At 71.4% G+C, this 18,851-nt stretch carries 17 protein-coding genes; 11 read left to right on the top strand and 6 right to left on the bottom strand.

Features of this window, described 5'->3' with window-relative positions; translation table 11 throughout:
* The first annotated feature begins 16 nt into the window (after positions 1–16).
* Positions 17–637 carry a nucleoside triphosphate pyrophosphatase gene (locus AQJ54_RS02605; RefSeq protein WP_062023761.1) on the top strand — a complete coding sequence of 207 codons (621 nt, stop codon included), beginning with the start codon at positions 17–19 and terminating at the stop codon, positions 635–637.
* Here the strand turns inward: AQJ54_RS02605 and AQJ54_RS02600 are convergent.
* Positions 606–1,130, bottom strand: coding sequence for a hypothetical protein (locus AQJ54_RS02600; RefSeq protein WP_062234856.1), 525 nt, complete (start codon positions 1,128–1,130; stop codon positions 606–608). The two genes, AQJ54_RS02605 and AQJ54_RS02600, sit on opposite strands and share 32 nt — an antisense overlap.
* 364 nt (positions 1,131–1,494) lie before the next feature.
* On the opposite strand from AQJ54_RS02600, the gene AQJ54_RS02595 reads away from it, so the two are divergent.
* Positions 1,495–3,267, top strand: a complete 1,773-nt coding sequence (locus tag AQJ54_RS02595; protein ID WP_062023751.1) for an acetyl/propionyl/methylcrotonyl-CoA carboxylase subunit alpha — start codon at positions 1,495–1,497, stop codon at positions 3,265–3,267.
* Positions 3,268–3,731: 464 nt separating this feature from the next.
* On the opposite strand, the gene AQJ54_RS02590 is transcribed toward AQJ54_RS02595, so the two are convergent.
* Both AQJ54_RS02590 and AQJ54_RS02585 read right to left on the bottom strand, forming a co-directional pair.
* Positions 3,732–4,700 (bottom strand): DeoR/GlpR family DNA-binding transcription regulator, encoded by a 969-nt coding sequence (locus tag AQJ54_RS02590; protein ID WP_079069705.1) that lies wholly within the window; start codon positions 4,698–4,700, stop codon positions 3,732–3,734.
* A gap of 166 nt (positions 4,701–4,866) precedes the next feature.
* Positions 4,867–6,315 (bottom strand): NAD(P)H-quinone dehydrogenase, encoded by a 1,449-nt coding sequence (locus AQJ54_RS02585; protein ID WP_062233452.1) that lies wholly within the window; start codon positions 6,313–6,315, stop codon positions 4,867–4,869.
* 96 nt (positions 6,316–6,411) lie between these two features.
* Here AQJ54_RS02585 and AQJ54_RS02580 point away from each other — a divergent pair, with 96 nt between their 5' ends.
* The 3 genes from AQJ54_RS02580 to AQJ54_RS02570 all read left to right on the top strand — a co-directional run bounded on the left by AQJ54_RS02580 (position 6,412) and on the right by AQJ54_RS02570 (position 9,899).
* Positions 6,412–6,849, top strand: coding sequence for a gamma-glutamylcyclotransferase family protein (locus AQJ54_RS02580; RefSeq protein WP_020141438.1), 438 nt, complete (start codon positions 6,412–6,414; stop codon positions 6,847–6,849).
* Between the two features lie 97 nt (positions 6,850–6,946).
* Positions 6,947–7,771: a purine-nucleoside phosphorylase gene (locus tag AQJ54_RS02575; RefSeq protein ID WP_020141437.1), complete on the top strand. Its 825-nt coding sequence runs from the start codon at positions 6,947–6,949 to the stop codon at positions 7,769–7,771.
* Between the two features lie 466 nt (positions 7,772–8,237).
* Positions 8,238–9,899 (top strand): phospho-sugar mutase, encoded by a 1,662-nt coding sequence (locus tag AQJ54_RS02570; protein ID WP_062233449.1) that lies wholly within the window; start codon positions 8,238–8,240, stop codon positions 9,897–9,899.
* A gap of 84 nt (positions 9,900–9,983) precedes the next feature.
* On the opposite strand, the gene AQJ54_RS02565 is transcribed toward AQJ54_RS02570, so the two are convergent.
* Positions 9,984–11,546, bottom strand: a complete 1,563-nt coding sequence (locus AQJ54_RS02565) for a purple acid phosphatase family protein (protein WP_079069703.1) — start codon at positions 11,544–11,546, stop codon at positions 9,984–9,986.
* 215 nt (positions 11,547–11,761) lie between these two features.
* Here AQJ54_RS02565 and AQJ54_RS02560 point away from each other — a divergent pair, with 215 nt between their 5' ends.
* On the top strand, positions 11,762–12,931 hold the full coding sequence (locus tag AQJ54_RS02560) for a hypothetical protein (protein ID WP_062233446.1): 1,170 nt from the start codon (positions 11,762–11,764) through the stop codon (positions 12,929–12,931).
* Positions 12,932–13,050: 119 nt separating this feature from the next.
* Here the strand turns inward: AQJ54_RS02560 and AQJ54_RS02555 are convergent, their stop codons facing one another.
* On the bottom strand, positions 13,051–13,710 hold the full coding sequence (locus AQJ54_RS02555; protein ID WP_062233443.1) for a PH domain-containing protein: 660 nt from the start codon (positions 13,708–13,710) through the stop codon (positions 13,051–13,053).
* A 142-nt stretch (positions 13,711–13,852) separates the two neighbouring features.
* On the opposite strand from AQJ54_RS02555, the gene deoC reads away from it, so the two are divergent.
* From deoC to AQJ54_RS02540, 3 genes are read left to right on the top strand one after another with little or no spacing between them, the layout of a single operon-like run.
* On the top strand, positions 13,853–14,812 hold the full coding sequence (gene deoC / locus AQJ54_RS02550) for a deoxyribose-phosphate aldolase (protein ID WP_030316854.1): 960 nt from the start codon (positions 13,853–13,855) through the stop codon (positions 14,810–14,812).
* A gap of 5 nt (positions 14,813–14,817) precedes the next feature.
* Entirely contained in the window at positions 14,818–16,260 is a 1,443-nt protein-coding gene (locus AQJ54_RS02545) for an aldehyde dehydrogenase family protein (RefSeq protein WP_062233440.1), read from the top strand.
* On the top strand, positions 16,253–17,140 hold the full coding sequence (locus AQJ54_RS02540) for an aldehyde dehydrogenase family protein (protein WP_062233437.1): 888 nt from the start codon (positions 16,253–16,255) through the stop codon (positions 17,138–17,140). Before AQJ54_RS02545 ends, AQJ54_RS02540 begins: the two co-directional genes overlap by 8 nt.
* Positions 17,141–17,250: 110 nt before the next feature.
* Here the strand turns inward: AQJ54_RS02540 and AQJ54_RS02535 are convergent, their stop codons facing one another.
* On the bottom strand, positions 17,251–17,652 hold the full coding sequence (locus AQJ54_RS02535; protein ID WP_062233433.1) for a hypothetical protein: 402 nt from the start codon (positions 17,650–17,652) through the stop codon (positions 17,251–17,253).
* 60 nt (positions 17,653–17,712) lie between these two features.
* Between AQJ54_RS02535 and AQJ54_RS02530 the strand changes: the two genes are divergently transcribed.
* On the top strand, positions 17,713–18,417 hold the full coding sequence (locus tag AQJ54_RS02530; RefSeq protein ID WP_079069701.1) for a uridine kinase: 705 nt from the start codon (positions 17,713–17,715) through the stop codon (positions 18,415–18,417).
* A 60-nt stretch (positions 18,418–18,477) separates the two neighbouring features.
* Positions 18,478–18,813, top strand: coding sequence for a DUF6281 family protein (locus AQJ54_RS02525; protein ID WP_062233431.1), 336 nt, complete (start codon positions 18,478–18,480; stop codon positions 18,811–18,813).
* Positions 18,814–18,851: the final 38 nt, after the last annotated feature.

The following is an 18,851-nucleotide window of genomic DNA, read 5'->3' as shown; positions in this document are numbered from 1 at the left end:
GCACTACGCTGACCGCATGACCGATCAGCCGCGCCGCCGCCTCGTCCTCGCCTCCCAGTCCCCCGCCCGGCTGAACCTGCTCCGCCAGGCGGGCCTGACCCCCGAGGTCATCGTCAGCGGCGTCGACGAGGACGCCGTCACCGCCCCCACCCCCGCCGACCTGGCCCTGGCCCTCGCCGAGGCGAAGGCATCCGTCGTGGCCGCGCAGCCCGCGGTCAAGGGGGCCCTGGTGATCGGCTGCGACTCGGTGCTCGACCTGGACGGCCAGGCGCTCGGCAAGCCCGCCGACGCCGAGGAGGCCACGGCCCGCTGGAAGGCCATGCGCGGCCGCGCGGGGACCTTGCAGACCGGCCACTGCGTCTACGACACGACGAGCGGCCGGTACGTCTCCGCCGTGGCCTCCACGGTGGTCCGCTTCGGCGAGCCGACCGACGACGAGATCGCCGCGTACGTCGCCTCGGGCGAACCTCTCTACGTCGCCGGGGCGTTCACCCTGGACGGCCGTTCGGCCCCGTTCATCGAGGGCATCGACGGCGACCACGGCAACGTGATCGGCCTGAGCCTGCCGCTGCTGCGCCGGCTGCTGGCCCGACTGGGCGTGGGCATCACGGAGTTGTGGGCGCCGGCGGAGGCGTGAGCGGCGACTCGGCGGCCTCCGGGGCGTCCTTCGGCTCCTCGGAGGCCTCGGAGTCGCCGGGCCCGTCGGTGTCCCCCGGCCCGGTGGCAGCCGCCGGCTCCGGATGGTCGTCGTAGCTCATCAGCAGCAGGACGATGAGCGCCAGCATCACGATCATGAACGCGAACTGCGGCCGGCCGATCAGCGCCCAGGCGACGGCGGCGAGCAGCCCGTGCACCACGGCCACGCTGATCAGCAGGATGCGGCCGAGGCCGGCCGGTGGACGGTTGCGCAGGGCCACCAGCAGGGCGACCAGGGCGCACAGGGCGAAGTAGAGGCCGAAGACGACCGCGCCCACCTTCGAGGACATCACCATGGCGTCCGGGTCGAGGCCGGCGAGGGACATGTTCTGCCCGTCGACGACGTTGGCCATGATCCAGTTCAGCAGGGCGACACCGAACGCCTCGGCGAAGAGGACGACCGCCACGATCCACGCCACCGGCCTGCGTATCACCGGTCCCACCCACTTTCGAGCCGCGCTCTTGTTACCCGAAGTACGTTCAATACCAGCGCGAACGCTACTAACGGGTAAACCCTGGGACAAGGGTTCCGCCGGGGGCAAAGAATCATTGGGCCATTCGTAGGGACTCCACAAAGAAACGAAGTGGTCCGCAGCACGCTCTTACAGAGACCTTGACCACAGAGGAGGGCTAGGGTTTTCGGGAGGAGTCCTGCGTACCGAGGTGCGACAAGGGATTTCGCTCGTGGAGTGACCCCCGTATCACGCTCCGTGTGGGGAAGCTCACCACGGGGGACGGGTCGAAGAGCCGTGTCGGCAGTCCCTAAACTCGGCTTGTTTCAAGGAGGGAGCCTCAATCGTGCGCAAGGTGCTCATCGCCAACCGTGGCGAAATCGCTGTCCGCGTTGCCCGGGCCTGCCGGGATGCCGGTATCGCGAGCGTGGCCGTGTACGCCGACCCGGACCGGGACGCTCTGCATGTCCGCGCCGCGGATGAGGCGTTCGCCCTGGGCGGTGACACCCCGGCCACCAGCTATCTCGACATCGAGAAGGTCCTGGGGGCCGCGCGTGAGGCGGGCGCGGACGCCGTCCATCCGGGTTACGGCTTCCTCTCGGAGAACGCCGAGTTCGCGCAGGCGGTCCTGGACGCGGGCCTGATCTGGATCGGCCCGCCGCCGCAGGCCATCCGCGACCTGGGCGACAAGGTGGCCGCCCGGCACATCGCCCAGCGCGCCGGTGCCCCGCTGGTGGCCGGCACCTCCGACCCGGTCTCCGGCGCGGACGAGGTCGTGGCCTTCGCCGAGGAGCACGGCCTGCCGATCGCCATCAAGGCGGCCTTCGGCGGTGGCGGACGCGGTCTGAAGGTCGCCCGCACCCTCGAAGAGGTCCCCGAGCTGTACGACTCCGCGGTCCGCGAGGCCGTGGCCGCGTTCGGCCGCGGTGAGTGCTTCGTCGAGCGCTACCTGGACCGCCCCCGGCACGTGGAGACCCAGTGCCTGGCCGACAAGCACGGCAACGTGGTCGTCGTCTCCACCCGTGACTGCTCGCTCCAGCGCCGCCACCAGAAGCTGGTCGAGGAGGCGCCCGCGCCCTTCCTCTCCGACGAGCAGGTCGCCGAGCTGTACCGGGCCTCCAAGGCCATCCTCAAGGAGGCCTCCTACGAGGGCGCGGGCACCTGCGAGTTCCTCGTCGGCCAGGACGGCACCATCTCCTTCCTGGAGGTCAACACCCGCCTCCAGGTCGAGCACCCGGTCACCGAGGAGGTCGCCGGCATCGACCTGGTGCGCGAGATGTTCCGCATCGCCGACGGCGAGGAACTCGGCTACGGCGACCCCGAACTGCGCGGTCACTCCTTCGAGTTCCGCATCAACGGCGAGGACCCGGGCCGTAACTTCCTCCCGGCCCCCGGCACCGTCACCAAGTTCGAGGCGCCCTCCGGCCCCGGCGTCCGCCTGGACGCCGGCGTGGAGTCCGGCAGCGTGATCGGTCCGGCCTGGGACTCCCTGCTGGCCAAGCTGATCGTCACCGGCGCCACCCGCGAGCAGGCCCTTCAGCGCGCCGCGCGTGCCCTGGAGGAGTTCCAGGTCGAGGGCATGGCCACCGCGATCCCCTTCCACCGCGTGGTGGTCAAGGACCCGGCCTTCGCCCCCGAACTGACCGGCAGCACCGACCCGTTCACGGTCCACACCCGCTGGATCGAGACCGAGTTCGTCAACGACATCAAGCCCTTCGCCGCCCCCGCCGAGACCGAGGCCGAGGAGGACGGCGACCGCGAGACGATCGTCGTGGAGGTCGGCGGCAAGCGCCTGGAGGTCTCCCTGCCCTCCTCGCTGGGCATGTCGCTGGCCCGCACCGGCCTCGCCGCCGGCGCCAAGCCCAAGCGCCGGGCCGCCAAGAAGTCCGGCCCCGTCGCCTCCGGCGACACCCTCGCCTCGCCGATGCAGGGCACGATCGTCAAGATCGCCGTGGAGGAGGGCCAGGAGGTCAAGGAGGGCGACCTCGTCGTCGTCCTCGAGGCGATGAAGATGGAACAGCCCCTCAACGCCCACCGCTCCGGCACCATCAAGGGCCTGACCGCGGAGGTCGGCGCCTCCATCACCTCCGGCGCGGCGATCTGCGAGATCAAGGACTGACGACCTCGTCCGGCACGACGCCCACGAGGCGCCCCGCGAACCTGAGCGCAGGTCCGCGGGGCGCCTCGTTTCCCCGTTCCCCGTGGCAATGGCCTAGACGAGGGAAACCGCGCCGGCACGCCCACGGCGACCTGACCAGCGGGAGGGCGGCCTCTTCCTCACCTCGAGGAGGGCGGCGCCTCAACCCGGGTGCGCATACGCGGCACGGCACCCTCTACGCAGCACCACCCCGCGAACGCCAACCACCAGCCCCCACGGCCCCGCATCCGCGCCACGACCGCACCGGACACCCCCGCGACGACTCGCACGCCGTGGCCCGGCACCTGGCCGCGCGTCACAGACGCAGCCGCGGCCTCCCCAGCCCCCGCAGGACGACACTCAGAGACAGCCCCCCTGCCTCCGCCAGCCCCGGCACCCCGCCCGACGACTCTCCGCCCCGGCCCCCCAGCCGAAGCGCGCCCCCGTCACCGCCGTCGTAGATCCGCCACACGCGCACGCTCCGCGCCCGGAGGTGTCTCCCCCAGTACCGCGGCCGTCCGGAGGGTGGGGCCGGCGCCCGCCGGGACCTGACCGCGGCGAGGCCCCGGCAGGGGTACGTCCCGGCGCTCCTGACCCCGGCGCGCCGGGACCTGATCACCCCCCGGCGCTCCCGACGCGCCGGCCACGGCGATCTGCACCCCCTGGTCGGCGAGCGCCTGGAGTTCCGTGCCGGCCCGGTCGTCATGGGCCGGGGGCTCGTCGGTGACCAGGCGGGTGATCACATCCGTCGGCACGGTCTGGAACATGGTGTCGGTGCCGAGCTTGGTGTGGTCGGCGAGGACGACGACCTCCGCGGCGGCCTGCACCAGCGCCCGGTCGACGGACGCCGACAGCATGTTGGACGTGGAGAGACCGCGTTCCGCGGTGAGCCCGCTCCCGGAGAGGAAGGCGCGCGAGACCCGGAGCCCCTGGAGCGACTGTTCGGCCCCGGAGCCCACCAGGGCGTAGTTGGAACCGCGCAGGGTGCCGCCGGTCATCACGACCTCCACCCGGTTGGCGTGGGCGAGCGCCTGGGCCACCAGGAGGGAATTGGTCACGACGGTCAGACCGGGCACCCGGGCGAGCCGGCGGGCCAGCTCCTGTGTGGTGGTACCCGCCCCCACCACAATGGCCTCGCCCTCTTCGACGAGACCCGCGGCGAGATCGGCGATGGCCGTCTTCTCGGCGGTCGCGAGATGCGATTTCTGCGGAAAGCCGGACTCCCGCGTGAACCCGCCCGGCAATACCGCACCGCCATGCCGGCGGTCGAGGAGTCCTTCTGCCTCCAGTGCGCGCACGTCCCGCCGTACGGTCACTTCGGAGGTCTGGACGACGCGGGCGAGCTCACGGAGCGACACGGCTCCGTTGGCCCGCACCATTTCGAGGATCAATTGGCGACGTTCTGCAGCGAACACGAAACTGACAGTAACCCCAACGACCGTCTGCTTTCAGCAGTATGCGCCGAATTACCGAAGTTGTTCGCACAGTAGGACGGGAAGTGGTATAGGGCCTAATCCACCCGCCTATGCCGCACGAATGGTCGACAACTCCCCGTGACCAGGCAGGAATCGCTTTCGGCCGTCAGGCCCCGCCGGTCTCCTTGCGCGTGTGCAACTGCCGTGCCACCTCGGCGATCGACCCCGAAAGGGAGGGGTAAACGGTGAACGCGTTCGCGATCTGTTCGACCGTCAGATTGTTGTCGACCGCGATCGAGATGGGGTGGATGAGTTCCGAGGCGCGGGGGGCGACGACGACACCGCCGACGACGATCCCGGTGCCGGGCCGGCAGAAGATCTTGACGAAGCCGTCGCGGATGCCCTGCATCTTGGCGCGCGGGTTCCTGAGCAACGGCAGCTTCACGACCCGGGCGTCGATCTTGCCGCCGTCCACGTCGGCCTGGGAGTAGCCGACGGTGGCGATCTCCGGGTCGGTGAAGACGTTGGAGGAGACCGTCTTGAGGTTCAGCGGGGCCACCGCGTCGCCGAGGAAGTGGTACATGGCGATACGCCCCTGCATGGCGGCGACGGAGGCGAGCGCGAAGACACCGGTCACGTCACCGGCGGCATAGACGCCAGGAGCCGTCGTCCTGGACACCTTGTCGGTCCAGATGTGCCCGGAGTCCCGCAGCTTGACGCCGGCCTCCTCCAGCCCCATGCCCGCGCTGTTGGGAATGGCGCCGACGGCCATGAGGCAGTGCGACCCGCTGATGACCCGGCCGTCCGCGAGCGTGACCTCGACCCGGTCCCCGACCCGCTTGGCGGACTGGGCACGGGAGCGGGCCATGACGTTCATGCCGCGCCGCCGGAAGACGTCCTCCAGGACGGCGGCCGCGTCCGGGTCCTCACCGGGCAGCACCCGGTCCCGGGACGACACGAGGGTCACCTTGGACCCGAGCGCCTGGTAGGCACCGGCGAACTCGGCACCGGTCACACCGGAACCGACGACGATGAGCTCCTCGGGAAGCTCGTCGAGGTTGTAGACCTGGGTCCAGTTGAGGATGCGCTCCCCGTCGGGCTGCGCGTCGGGAACCTCACGGGGGTGCGCGCCGGTGGCGATGAGCACCGCGTCCGCGACGAGGGTCTCCTCACTGCCGTCGACGGCCCGCGCGACGACCTTGCGGGACCCGTCGAGCGCCTGCATGCCCTCGAGCCGTCCACGCCCGCGCAGCACCCGGGCTCCGGCGCGCGTCACGGAAGCGGTGATGTCATGCGACTGGGCAAGGGCCAGCCGCTTCACCCGCCGGTTGACCTTGCCCAGGTCGACGCCCACCACCCGGGCGGCCTGCTCCAGGGGCGGGGTGTCGTCGGCGACGATGATCCCCAGCTCCTCGTAGGACGAGTCGAAGGTCGTCATGACCTCAGCCGTCGCGATAAGGGTCTTCGACGGGACGCAGTCGGTCAGCACCGACGCCCCGCCCAGACCGTCGCAGTCGACGACGGTCACCTCCGCGCCGAGCTGGGCGGCCACCAGGGCCGCCTCGTATCCGCCGGGTCCGCCACCGATGATCACGATCCGAGTCACGTACTCCATTGTCCCGCACGACCCGGGGTGCCACTGCCTGGGGCCCGTCCCGAGATACCTCTGTTACGGGAGAGACGCCGGGGAAGGCTGCCGTACCCTCGTCGCATGTCGCTCTACGCCGCCTACGCCGGCAACCTCGACGCGCGGCTGATGACCCGCCGCGCCCCGCACTCGCCGATGCGTGCCACGGGGTGGTTGAACGGCTGGCGGCTGACCTTCGGCGGTGAGCACATGGGCTGGGAGGGGGCGCTGGCCACGATCGTCGAGGACCCCCTCTCCCAGGTCTTCGTCGCGCTCTACGACATCGCGCCCGCCGACGACGACTCCATGGACCGCTGGGAGGGCGTGGGCCTGGACATCTACCGCCGCACCCGCGTCCGGATCCACACCCTGGAGGGCGAGGAGCAGGCCTGGACGTACGTCCTGAACGGCTACGAGGGCGGTCTCCCCTCGGCCCGCTATCTGGGCGAGGTGGCCGACGCGGCGGAATCGGCGGGCGCCCCGCACGACTACGTGATGGAACTGCGCAAGCGTCCCTGCTGACGTTCCGGCCTTTGGTTGGAAACGACAAGACAACGATCGCCATCCCGTCAGCTCTGTCATCTACGCGCGTAGGCTCCGACCGGCTACCCTCGTCCGCGTGAACGCATCTCTTCTTCCGGACGACATCCAGGGCGACCCCCACGCCGCCGCCGACGCCGCCGCCGCCCGCCTGCGCGAACTGACCGGCGCCGAGACCCACGACGTCGCCCTCGTGATGGGCTCCGGCTGGGCGCCGGCCGTGGACGCCCTCGGCGCCCCGGACGCCGAGTTCCAGGTCACCGAGCTGCCCGGGTTCCCGCCGCCGGCGGTGGAGGGACACGGCGGCAAGATCCGCTCGTACCGGATCGGTGAGAAGCGGGCCCTGGTCTTCCTCGGCCGCACCCACTACTACGAGGGCCGTGGCGTGGCGGCCGTGGCCCACGGCGTGCGCACCGCCGTGGCCGCCGGCTGCAAGACGATCGTCCTCACCAACGGCTGCGGCGGCCTCCGCGAGGGCATGCGCCCCGGCCAGCCGGTCCTGATCAGCGACCACATCAACCTCACGGCGACCTCCCCGATCATCGGCGCGAACTTCGTCGACCTGACCGACCTGTACTCCCCGCGCCTGCGCGCCCTGTGCAAGGAGGTCGACCCCACGCTGGAGGAGGGCGTCTACGCCCAGTTCCCCGGCCCGCACTACGAGACTCCGGCGGAGATCCGCATGGCCCGCGTCATCGGCGCGGACCTGGTGGGCATGTCGACGGTCCTCGAAGCGATCGCTGCGCGCGAGGCGGGTGCGGAGGTCCTCGGCATCTCCCTGGTCACGAACCTGGCGGCGGGCATGACGGGCGAGCCCCTGAACCACGAGGAGGTCCTCCAGGCGGGCCGCGACAGCGCGACGCGGATGGGGTCCCTGCTGGCACAGGTGCTCGAACGAATCTGACGGGGTCAGGGGTAGCGGGCCCTGTGCGCTAGGGGGGTACCGGGTTCGGTAGTCGGGCGAGTGCGGGAGCGTCGTGGCTAGTCGCGCAGTTCCCCGCGCCCCTGAGGAGTTGCAGTCACGCCCGCCCCCACCGGACCGTTAGCGCCTCCGCCCCACCGGACCGTTGACCGCGCGCGGACGCCCCCACCGGCCGTTCGCCGCGTACGGCGGGCAGGGGACGGGGTGGGGGGTGTCCGCCCGCAGCGGCCGGCGTCCGGAACCGGGCCCCTTTGAAGAGACCGAGCCGCCGGACCGAGGACGGACACCCCCCACCCCGGCACCGACCCACCCACCGGACAGAACGCGCTACACACGCCCCCACCGGACCGCAAGAGGCCGCCGCAGGCCTCCAGGGGCGCGGGGAACTGCGCAAAACGCCCGCCCCCACCACGCCGCACTCAACCGACAACGAGAGGCTGACCGAACCGTGCGCGACGACCTCACCTCCCGGGCCCAGACCTGGCTCACCGAGGACCCCGACCCCGACACCCGCACCGAACTCGCCCAGCTCATCGAAGCCGGAGACGTCAAGGAACTGGAAGCCCGCTTCAGCGGCACCCTCCAGTTCGGCACCGCCGGCCTGCGAGGCGAACTCGGCGCCGGACCGATGCGCATGAACCGCACGGTCGTCATCCGAGCCGCCGCCGGCCTCGCCGCCTACCTCAAGAAGCACGGCAACAGCAACGGCGCCGTCGTCATCGGCTACGACGCCCGCCACAAGTCGAAGGACTTCGCCCAGGACACCGCCGCCGTCATGACCGGCGCCGGCCTCACCGCGAAAATCCTCCCCCGCCCCCTCCCCACCCCCGTCCTGGCGTTCGCCATAAGGCACCTGGGCGCGGTGGCCGGCGTGGAGGTCACCGCCAGCCACAACCCGCCTCGCGACAACGGCTACAAGGTCTACCTCGGCGACGGCTCCCAGATCGTCCCGCCCGCCGACGCGGAGATCGCCGCGGAGATCGAGGCAATCGGGTCCCTCCTCGACGTTCCCCGCCCCGACACCGGCTGGGAGACCCTCGACGACGCGGTCCTCGACGCCTATCTCGCCCGCACGGACGCCGTACTCGCCGCCGGCTCCCCCCGCACCGCCCGTACCGTCTACACGGCGATGCACGGCGTCGGCAAGGACACCCTCCTCGCCGCGTTCGCCCGCGCGGGCTTCCCCACCCCGGACCTCGTCGCGGAACAGGCCGACCCGGACCCCGACTTCCCGACCGTCGCCTTCCCCAACCCGGAAGAGCCCGGCGCGATGGACCTGGCCTTCGCGAAGGCGAGCGAGACCGACCCCGACCTGATCATCGCGAACGACCCCGACGCCGACCGCTGCGCAGTGGCCGTCAAGGACAACCGCACCAAGGACACCGGCACCGAGGACGGCACCGGCTGGCGCATGCTGAGCGGCGACGAGGTCGGCTCCCTCCTCGCCACCCACCTGGTGACCCGCGGAGCACAGGGCACCTTCGCCGAGTCGATCGTCTCCTCCTCCCTCCTCGGCCGGATCGCCGAGAAGGCGGGCCTCCCCTACGAGGAGACCCTCACCGGCTTCAAGTGGATCGCCCGCGTGGAGGGCCTGCGCTTCGGCTACGAGGAGGCCCTCGGCTACTGCGTGGACCCCGAGGGCGTCCGCGACAAGGACGGCATCACCGCGGCCCTCCTCATCACGGAGCTCGCCTCCGGGCTGAAGGAACAGGGCCGTACGCTCACCGACCTCCTCGACGACATCGCCGTGGAACACGGTCTGCACGCCACGGACCAGCTCTCGGTCCGCGTGGAGGACCTGTCGATCATCGCCAGGGCGATGGAGCGGCTCCGCGAGCACCCGCCGACCGAGCTCGCGGGCCTGCCCATCACCAAGGCGGAGGACCTCACCCGGGGCACGGACCGGCTCCCGCCCACCGACGGCCTGCGCTACACCCTCACGGGCGCCCGGGTCATCGTCCGCCCGAGCGGCACGGAGCCGAAGCTGAAGTGCTACCTGGAGGTGGTGATCCCGGTGTCCGCCCACGCGGACCTCCCGACGGCCCGCACCGAGGCGACCGCCCTCCTGACGAGGATCAAGCAGGACCTCTCAGCGGCAGCCGGCATCTGACGGGACCCGACCCCCCGCCGAGAAACCGCACCCACCCCCGATCCGAGGGGCGGCCCCCGTCCGGGCCGCCCCTCACCTCACCCGTCAGCCCGCCCTCCGCGCCACGACGAACCGGTCCACCTCCGCCCCCGTCGCCGCCAACGCCCGCACGGTCAGCGTGGCCGTCCGCCCCGCCGGCGCCGGCTTCGCATCGACCCGGATGAACGAGTAGCCGGTGTACCGCACCCGCGACCAGTCCACGCTCTCGGTGACCTTGCCCCCGGCACCGGTGCAGTACGTGGGCACCGCGCCCACCTCGTCCTCGTGCCCTTCGTAGCTGTCGGCCACGGGAAAGCTGTAGACGCTCTCCCCGCCCGCGCCCGCGGTCACGTAGACGACACCGCCACGGGTCGGCTCGTGCGTGCCCCCGATCGGCAGCTCCCGCACGGCCTTGTCCTGCACCACCGGATCGGTCCGCTCGTAGACGTGGTTGTGCCCGTTGACGACAAGGTCCACCTGGTGCTTCTCGTACAGCGGCACCCACTGCTCCCGCACCCCGCCCTCGGAGGCGTGCGAGCTGGTGGTGGAGTAGGCGCAGTGGTGATGGAACACCACCACGAAGTCGACACCGGGCGTCTTCCGCAGCTGCCCCAACCGCCGGTCGAGCCACGCGGTCTGACGGCCGTCCGTGTAACCCCGGTTGGCCGGGATCTCGTACGACACGTCGTTGGCGTCGACCGAGACGACGGCCACGTTCCCGTGCACGAAGGAGTACACGCCCGGTGCCTTCTCCGGGTCGAACCCGTTGCCGGGGAGCGTGAAGCGGGCCTCGTTGCCGCCGTAGCCGTTGGGCGAGTACCAGGCCTCCATGTCGTGGTTGCCGAACGCCACCATCCACGGCACCCGGCTGGACGTGGGTTCGATCTGCGCGAGGAACTGGTCCCACTGCCGGGCGTCGTAGTTGCTGCTGTCGGCGGGCAGCCCGTGCCCGGTCTCCTCGGCGTAGCAGATGTCACCGGCGTGCAGGTGGAAGGCCGGGTTCTGGGCCTGGACGAGGGCGTTGAGGCCGATCGACGTGTAGCTCGGGTTCTGGTCGCCGAAGGCCGTGAACGTGAAGGGCCGCCTGCTGTGGGCGTCGGGGGCGGTGGTGAAGGAGTAGACGGTGTGCGCGGCACCGGGGTGGGCCGGGTCGAAGCCGCGGTGTCCGACGCCGTAGTAGTAGGTGGTCCCGGGCTGCAGGTTGTCCAGGGCCGCGTGCACGTAGTACTGGTCGATGTCGGCGCTCTTGCCGACCCCGGCCGGGGTGAACAGGTCCCGCACCTCGGCGGGCACCTTGTGGCCGAGGTCGAGCGGGCTGAGCCCGATCCGCAGGAAGGGGTCGCGCACGGGCAGCGGGACCTGCCAGGACACCCGCATCTGGGTGCGCGGGTCGGCGCCGTAGGCGAGGTGCCGGCCGAACGGCGCCACGAGCGCGCCGTCGACGTGCTCGGTGGCCGAGCGGGTGACGAGGTCGGGGCCGGCCGCCCGTGCCGTGCCGCTCGCGGCGAGTCCGGCCGCGCCGGCGACCGCGGTCGCGGCGAGCAGACCACGCCGGGACAGGGACCGCCGTAGGTACTCGTGCCGCTCCGGCATGCTCAGGGTGTCCGCGAGACGGGCGGGGATGCCCATGCGCGGGGTGTTCAGGGGTGCGTTCATGGCCGGAGGCTGACAGCGGCCGGTGAATGGCGACTGGACTGGACCTCTGCGTTGGCCCATGTACGGGTCCGTAGCACCCCATCGGGTGATTTAGGAATGGATGTTGACCTTGGTTCCGCATCCGGCCCCCACTCCCGGGCAACGGTGGACGGGAAGCGCACCCGAGCCAGTCCTGGAGGCCCGTCACCGTGTCCTCGACCGCCCTCCGGCCGCCCCCGAACCGAGCGAACCGCACGGCCGACGCCACCGACGCCCCGGACACCCCCCGCCCCCGCCTCCCGGCTCTCGCCCGGGCCCTGCTCGCCTACGTCGGCGTACGCGCCCTGGGCCTCGCCGTGCTGGCCCTGTGGGCGCACCGCCAGCACCACGGCGTCTGGCCGATCCTGGCGACCCAGTGGGACGCCGAGTACTACCTCGGGATCGCCGACCACGGCTACGCCCATGCGCTGGGCGGCATGGACGGCGGCAACAACCTGGTCTTCTTCCCGCTGTACCCGGTCCTGGTGAAGGCCGTCGCCGCCGTCACCCCGGGCACCCGCGCCACCACGGGCCTGTGCCTGGCCGTCGCCGCCTCCCTGCTCGCGGCCTGGGGCGTCCACGCGGTCGGCGACCGCCTGCACGGCCCGCGGGCGGGCGTCCTGCTGACCGTGCTGTGGGCCGCGCTCCCGGTCGGCCTGGTCCAGTGGATGGGCTACACGGAGTCCCTGTTCACGGCCTGCGCGGCCTGGACCCTGTACGCCCTGCTCACCGACCGCCCCCTCACCGCGGCCTGTCTCGCGACCCTGGCGGGCCTGACCCGTCCGACGGGCATCGCGGTGGCCGCCGCCGTCACCCTGACCTGTCTGCTCTCCTGGCGCCGCCCCCGCGCACTCCTGGCCGCCTTCCTGGCCCCGCTCGGCTGGTGCGCCTACGTCGGCTGGGTGGGCCTGCGCCTGCACCGCTGGGACGGCTACTTCGCCGTACAGCGCACCTGGCGCAACGAGGTGGACGGCGGCCTGGACACCCTGCGCCAGTTCAGAAGCCTGCTGCTGTACGACCCGACTCCGGAGCTGTTCCTGCTCCTCGTGACGGCGACCCTGCTGGCGTCGGTAGCCCTCTTCGCCCTGTCGCTCCGAGACCGCCAGCCGCTCGCCCTACTGGTCTTCACCGCCGTCACCCTGCTGATCGTCCTGACCAGCGGCGGCGTCTACTTCCCCCGAGCCCGCTACCTGCTCCCGGCGTTCCCCCTCCTGCTCCCGATCGCCGTAAGGCTGATGAGAGCACCGGCCCGCTACCGCCACATCATCTTGAGCATGGCTGTACTGGGCTCGGCGTACTGGGGCGCCTACATGACCTTGGTATGGACAGGCCCACCATGAGGGCTTTCAGCTTTTAGGGGCGCGGGGCTGTATCAATTTGCGGCTACCGCCGCGTGGGCGCGACCAGCCACAACGGCGCAGCAGCCGCCCGACAACCCCCCGCGGCCACCCGTAACGCGCTACCCAACCACCGCCAAAACCAACAGCAGCACCGCCCCCGCCACCGCAGGCCCCACGATCTCGTAAGCCCACCGCACCGACACCTCCCCCTGCGACGCCTCCGCAGGACCCCGCGCCTCCAGCAGATCCCCCAGGTCGTCCATGATCTGGTCGGTCTCCGCCCGCGTCGGCCCCTCGGGAACCGGCGTACGGCCACCGAGGCCGTCCATCTGCATCCCCCCGCCGAACAGCCCGAGCCCCCGGCTCGGTCCGCGGCCGGACTGCTGCCGGGCGGTCTGCCGGGCCGCCTTCTTGCGGCCGCGCAGCGAGACGGGGATCGCCCACAGCTGGTACTTGGTGCCGGACTTGGCGAGGACCTCGTTCGAGAACCCGGAGCGCAGCATCTCGACCTGGCCCCAGGGCAGGACGATCACCCGGAAGGGGTTGCGGATGCGCAGCCGGTCGTGGTTGGCGAAGACGGCCGGGCGGAGGGTGAAGGCGATCACCAGCGGCACGAGGAGGAGCAGCGTGGCGAGGGCGAACCACGGCGTGTTGCCGCTGCCGGAGACGACCGCGTCGAAGCCGAGCCAGCCGATGATGACGAGGAGGAGGAAACCGCCGATCAGCGCCATGGGTGAGCGGTAGATGCGGTCCCTGGATTCCGGGGTTGCGGACGACATGCTCGCGATCCTAAGCGCCGCCGGTAAGAGCGCTCGTTCGACCCACCTGTTCGACCCACCTGCTCGGCCCCCTCGCCTTCCACGTGGGTGACCTGCCCCCCTGTACAGCCGCTACGCGCGTAGATATGCTCGTCTGGTGACCATGCCCACCACTGCATCAGCCGCACACCCGCTCACGGACGTGACCGCGTCCGACAGCACGCTGCGCCGGTTCCTTCACGGGCTGCCCGGCGTGGACGCCGTCGGTCTGGAGGCCCGCGCCGCCTCCCTCGGCACCCGTTCCATCAAGACGACCGCGAAGGCGTACGCCATCGACCTCGCCATCTCGATGGTCGACCTGACGACGCTGGAAGGCGCGGACACCCCGGGCAAGGTCCGGGCGCTCGGCGCCAAGGCGGTCCGCCCCGACCCGACCGACCGGACGACCCCCGCCACGGCCGCGGTCTGCGTCTATCCCGACATGGTGGCCGTCGCCAAGGAGGCCGTCGCCGGTTCCGGTGTGAAGGTCGCCTCCGTGGCCACCGCCTTCCCGGCCGGCCGCGCCGCCCTGCCCGTGAAGCTGGCCGACGTGCGCGACGCCGTGGCCGCCGGTGCGGACGAGGTCGACATGGTCATCGACCGCGGGGCGTTCCTCGCGGGCCACTACATGAAGGTGTACGACGAGATCGTCGCCGTGCGCGAGGTCTGCGGGACCGACGCCCGGCTCAAGGTCATCTTCGAGACCGGCGAGCTGTCGACGTACGACAACATCCGCCGCGCGAGCTGGCTCGGCATGCTGGCCGGCGCGGACTTCATCAAGACGTCCACCGGCAAGGTCGCGGTGAACGCCACTCCCGCCAACACCCTGCTGATGCTGGAGGCGGTGCGCGACTTCCGCGCGCAGACCGGCGTCCAGGTGGGTGTGAAGCCGGCCGGCGGCATCCGCACCTCCAAGGACGCGATCAAGTTTCTCGTCCTGGTCAACGAGACCGCGGGTGAGGACTGGCTGGACAACCACTGGTTCCGCTTCGGCGCCTCCTCGCTCCTGAACGACCTGCTGATGCAGCGTCAGAAGCTGGCCACCGGACGCTACTCCGGCCCCGACTACGTGACGGTGGACTGATCACCATGGCATCTGCATCCGCATTCGAGTACGCCCCGGCGCCCGAGTCCCGCTCGGTCGTCGACATCGCCCCCTCCTACGGGCTGTTCATCGACGGCGAGTTCGTGGAGGCGGCCGACGGCAAGGTCTTCAAGACCGTCTCCCCGTCCACCGAGGAGGTCCTGTCCGAGATCGCCCAGGCGGGCGAGGCGGACGTGGACCGCGCGGTGGCGGCCGCCCGCAGGGCCTTCGAGAAGTGGTCGGCGCTGCCCGGCTCCGAGCGCGCGAAGTACCTGTTCCGCATCGCCCGGATCATCCAGGAGCGCAGCCGTGAGCTCGCCGTCCTGGAGACCCTGGACAACGGCAAGCCCATCAAGGAGACCCGCGACGCCGACCTGCCCCTGGTCGCCGCGCACTTCTTCTACTACGCGGGCTGGGCCGACAAGCTGGAGCACGCCGGGTTCGGTGTCTCGCCGAAGCCCCTCGGCGTGGCCGGCCAGGTCATCCCGTGGAACTTCCCGCTCCTGATGCTGGCGTGGAAGATCGCCCCCGCTCTCGCCACCGGCAACACCGTCGTGCTGAAGCCCGCCGAGACGACCCCCCTCTCCGCGCTCTTCTTCGCGGACGTCTGCCGCCAGGCGGGCCTGCCGAAGGGTGTCGTCAACATCCTCCCGGGCTACGGCGACACGGGCGCCGCGCTCGTCGCGCACCCGGACGTCAACAAGGTGGCCTTCACCGGCTCCACGGCCGTCGGCAAGGAGATCGCGCGGACGGTGGCGGGTTCGAGGAAGAAGCTCACCCTCGAACTGGGCGGCAAGGGCGCCAACATCGTCTTCGACGACGCCCCGATCGACCAGGCGGTGGAAGGCATCGTCAACGGCATCTTCTTCAACCAGGGCCAGGTCTGCTGCGCGGGCTCCCGGCTCCTGGTCCAGGAGTCGATCCAGGACGAGCTCCTTGACTCCCTCAAGCGCCGCCTGTCCACGCTCCGGCTCGGCGACCCGCTCGACAAGAACACCGACATCGGCGCGATCAACTCCGCCGAACAGCTCGCGCGGATCACCTCGCTCGTCGACAAGGGCGCGGCCGAGGGCGCCGAGCCGTGGTCCCCCGAGTGCGAACTGCCGTCCGCCGGTTACTGGTTCGCTCCGACGCTCTTCACGAACGTCACCCAGGCGCACACCATCGCGCGCGACGAGATCTTCGGCCCGGTCCTGTCGGTGCTGACCTTCCGCACGCCCGACGAGGCGGTCGCCAAGGCCAACAACACGCAGTACGGCCTGTCGGCCGGCATCTGGACCGAGAAGGGCTCGCGGATCCTGGCGGTCGCGAACAAGCTCCGGGCCGGGGTCGTCTGGTCCAACACCTTCAACAAGTTCGACCCGACCTCGCCCTTCGGCGGCTACAAGGAGTCGGGGTTCGGCCGCGAGGGCGGTCGCCACGGCCTGGAGGCATACCTCGATGTCTGACCGCTTGAATGTGCTGAAGACCTACAAGCTGTACGTCGGCGGGAAGTTCCCGCGTTCCGAGAGCGGCCGGGTGTACGAGGTGACCGACGCAAAGGGCAAGTGGCTGGCGAACGCGCCGCAGTCCTCCCGCAAGGACGCCCGTGACGCGGTCGTGGCCGCGCGCAAGGCGTTCGGCGGCTGGGCGGGCGCCACCGCGTACAACCGCGGCCAGGTCCTGTACCGGGTCGCGGAGATGCTGGAGGGCCGCAGGGCGCAGTTCGTCCACGAGGTGGCCGACGCGGAGGGCCTGTCGAAGTCGAAGGCCGCGGAGCAGGTGGACGCGGCGGTGGACCGCTGGGTCTGGTACGCGGGCTGGACCGACAAGATCGCCCAGGTGGTCGGCGGCGGCAACCCGGTGGCGGGCCCGTACTTCAACCTGTCCTCGCCGGAACCGACGGGCGTGGTCGCGGTCCTGGCCCCGCAGGAGTCGTCGTTCCTGGGCCTGGTGAGCGTCCTCGCCCCGGTGATCGCCACGGGCAACACGGCGGTCGTGGTGGCCTCGGAGAAGGCCCCGCTCCCCGCCCTCTCACTGGCCGAGGTGCTGGCCACCTCGGACGTCCCCGGAGGCGTGGTCAACGTCCTCTCGGGCCGTACGGCGGAGATCGCGGCCCCGCTCGCCTCCCACCAGGACGTCAACGCGATCGACCTGGCGGGCGCGGACGAGGTCCTCGCGAAGGAGCTGGAGATCGCGGCGGCGGACAACCTGAAGCGGGTCCTGCGTCCACAGCCTGTGGACGACTGGACGGCAACGCCGGGCATCGACCGCCTGACGGCCTTCCTGGAAACGAAGACGGTCTGGCACCCGACGGGTTCACTGGGCGCCGGGGGCTCCTCGTACTGAAGACAGCGGCCGCAGGCCGCGTCTTCAGGGGCGCGGGGAACTGCGCGACCAGCCAGGACGCACCCGCGCCCGGCAACGGTCCGCAGCCCCCCGCCGCCGCCCCCTCCGTGTCACCCGTTCCCGAGCAACCCCGCCACCTGCCCCACCACCGGCAGCGACCCGATCGACTGCGCCTGAGCCACCGGCCCGGTGAGCGCCTGCGTGGCCAGCGGCTGGAAGTCGGCGAGCTGCGTACCGACTCCGTTGTCCAGCGGGTCCACACCCGTGCCCGCCAGCGGGTTCGGCTTGAGTCCGGCCACCGGCCCGGTGACGTATCCGACCGTGCCGGTGAGTCCCTGCAACCCCGCCTGGGGGTCGACGTTCCCCAGCGAGGTCGGCCGGGTCCGGACCACGTCGACCACGGGCTCGGCGTTCGCGGCGGACGCCACGCCCGCTCCGGCGCCGAGCGCCACTCCCGCGGTCGCCAGGGCGACCAGCGCCCGCTGGGCGGTCGGGTTCTCGTATCGGGCCATCGTTGCTGCCACCTTCTCCGTACGCGGGGTAATCGAGTCGGCACGAAGGGTAGTTGAAGTGTGACGCGCGCTTCAAAGCCGACCCGCGGGGTCGATGAACAGCAGGTGAATGCCTCACACTGGTGTCCCGTGAGCTCCCAACCGCCCATACCGACGCGAGTCGTGCTGCTCTGCGGCCCCTCCGGCTCCGGCAAGTCCCTCCTCTCGGCCCGGTCCGGACTTCCGGTCCTCAGGCTCGACGACTTCTACAAGGAGGGCACCGACCCCACGCTGCCGCTGGTGGCGGGGAGCTCCGACATCGACTGGGACCATCCCGGGTCCTGGGACGCGGACACCGCGGTCGCGGCGATCGTGGACCTGTGCCGCACCGGCCGTACGCACATCCCCGTCTACGACATCTCGCTGAGCGCCCGCACCGGCGAGGAGGCGGTCGACCTGGGCCGCACCCCGCTGTTCATCGCGGAGGGCATCTTCGCCGCGGAGATCGTCACGCGCTGCCGGGAGCTGGGGGTGCTGGCCGACGCGCTGTGTCTGAGCCGGGGCCCGGTGCGCACCTTCCGGCGCCGGTTCCTGCGGGATCTGCGGGAGGGCCGCAAGTCGGTGCCGTTCCTGCTGCGCCGCGGCTGGCGGCTGATGCGCCTGGAGCGCTCGATCGTCGCCCGCCAGACCGCCCTCGGCGCCCACCCCTGCGACAAGGACGAGGCCCTCGCCCGGCTCACGGCCGCGGCGACCGCCCCCCGCCCGGCACCGACCCCGGCGTCCTGAACGCCAACGGCTCCTTCTCCGTCGTAGGACCGGAAACACGGTCCCTCGGAAAGGAAGCCGATGACAACTGCCCTGCGGGTCCTCGCGTTCGTCCTCCTCGCGGCCGTCGCCGGCTGCGGACCGGCCGAGGAGCACGGTCAGGCGGCCTCCTCCTGTGCGGGCACGGTGCGGTACGAGAACCGTGTCTATCTGCCCGCCGGAGAGATCGGCTTCACCGTGGGCGAGCGGCTGGGGAACGCCGAGATCCCGGAGTGCGACGACACCCCGGGCGACTCCGGGGTCACGATTCCGCGGGGCACCACCGGCGCGTACGCCGTCCAGGGGCGGAAGCCCGCCGAGGCCATCGCCGTCGGTGACACGGCCGCCGCGGCGCGGCTGATGGAGGTGGCCGACTGACCGCGCACGGCAAAGCGGGACCGGACGGACCCCCCGGC

Source organism: Streptomyces griseorubiginosus, from assembly GCF_001514195.1.
GTDB classification, from domain to species: domain Bacteria; phylum Actinomycetota; class Actinomycetes; order Streptomycetales; family Streptomycetaceae; genus Streptomyces; species Streptomyces griseorubiginosus.
The sequence above is the reverse complement of the archived record's forward strand: the minus strand, read 5'-3'. Positions and strand labels throughout refer to the sequence as shown.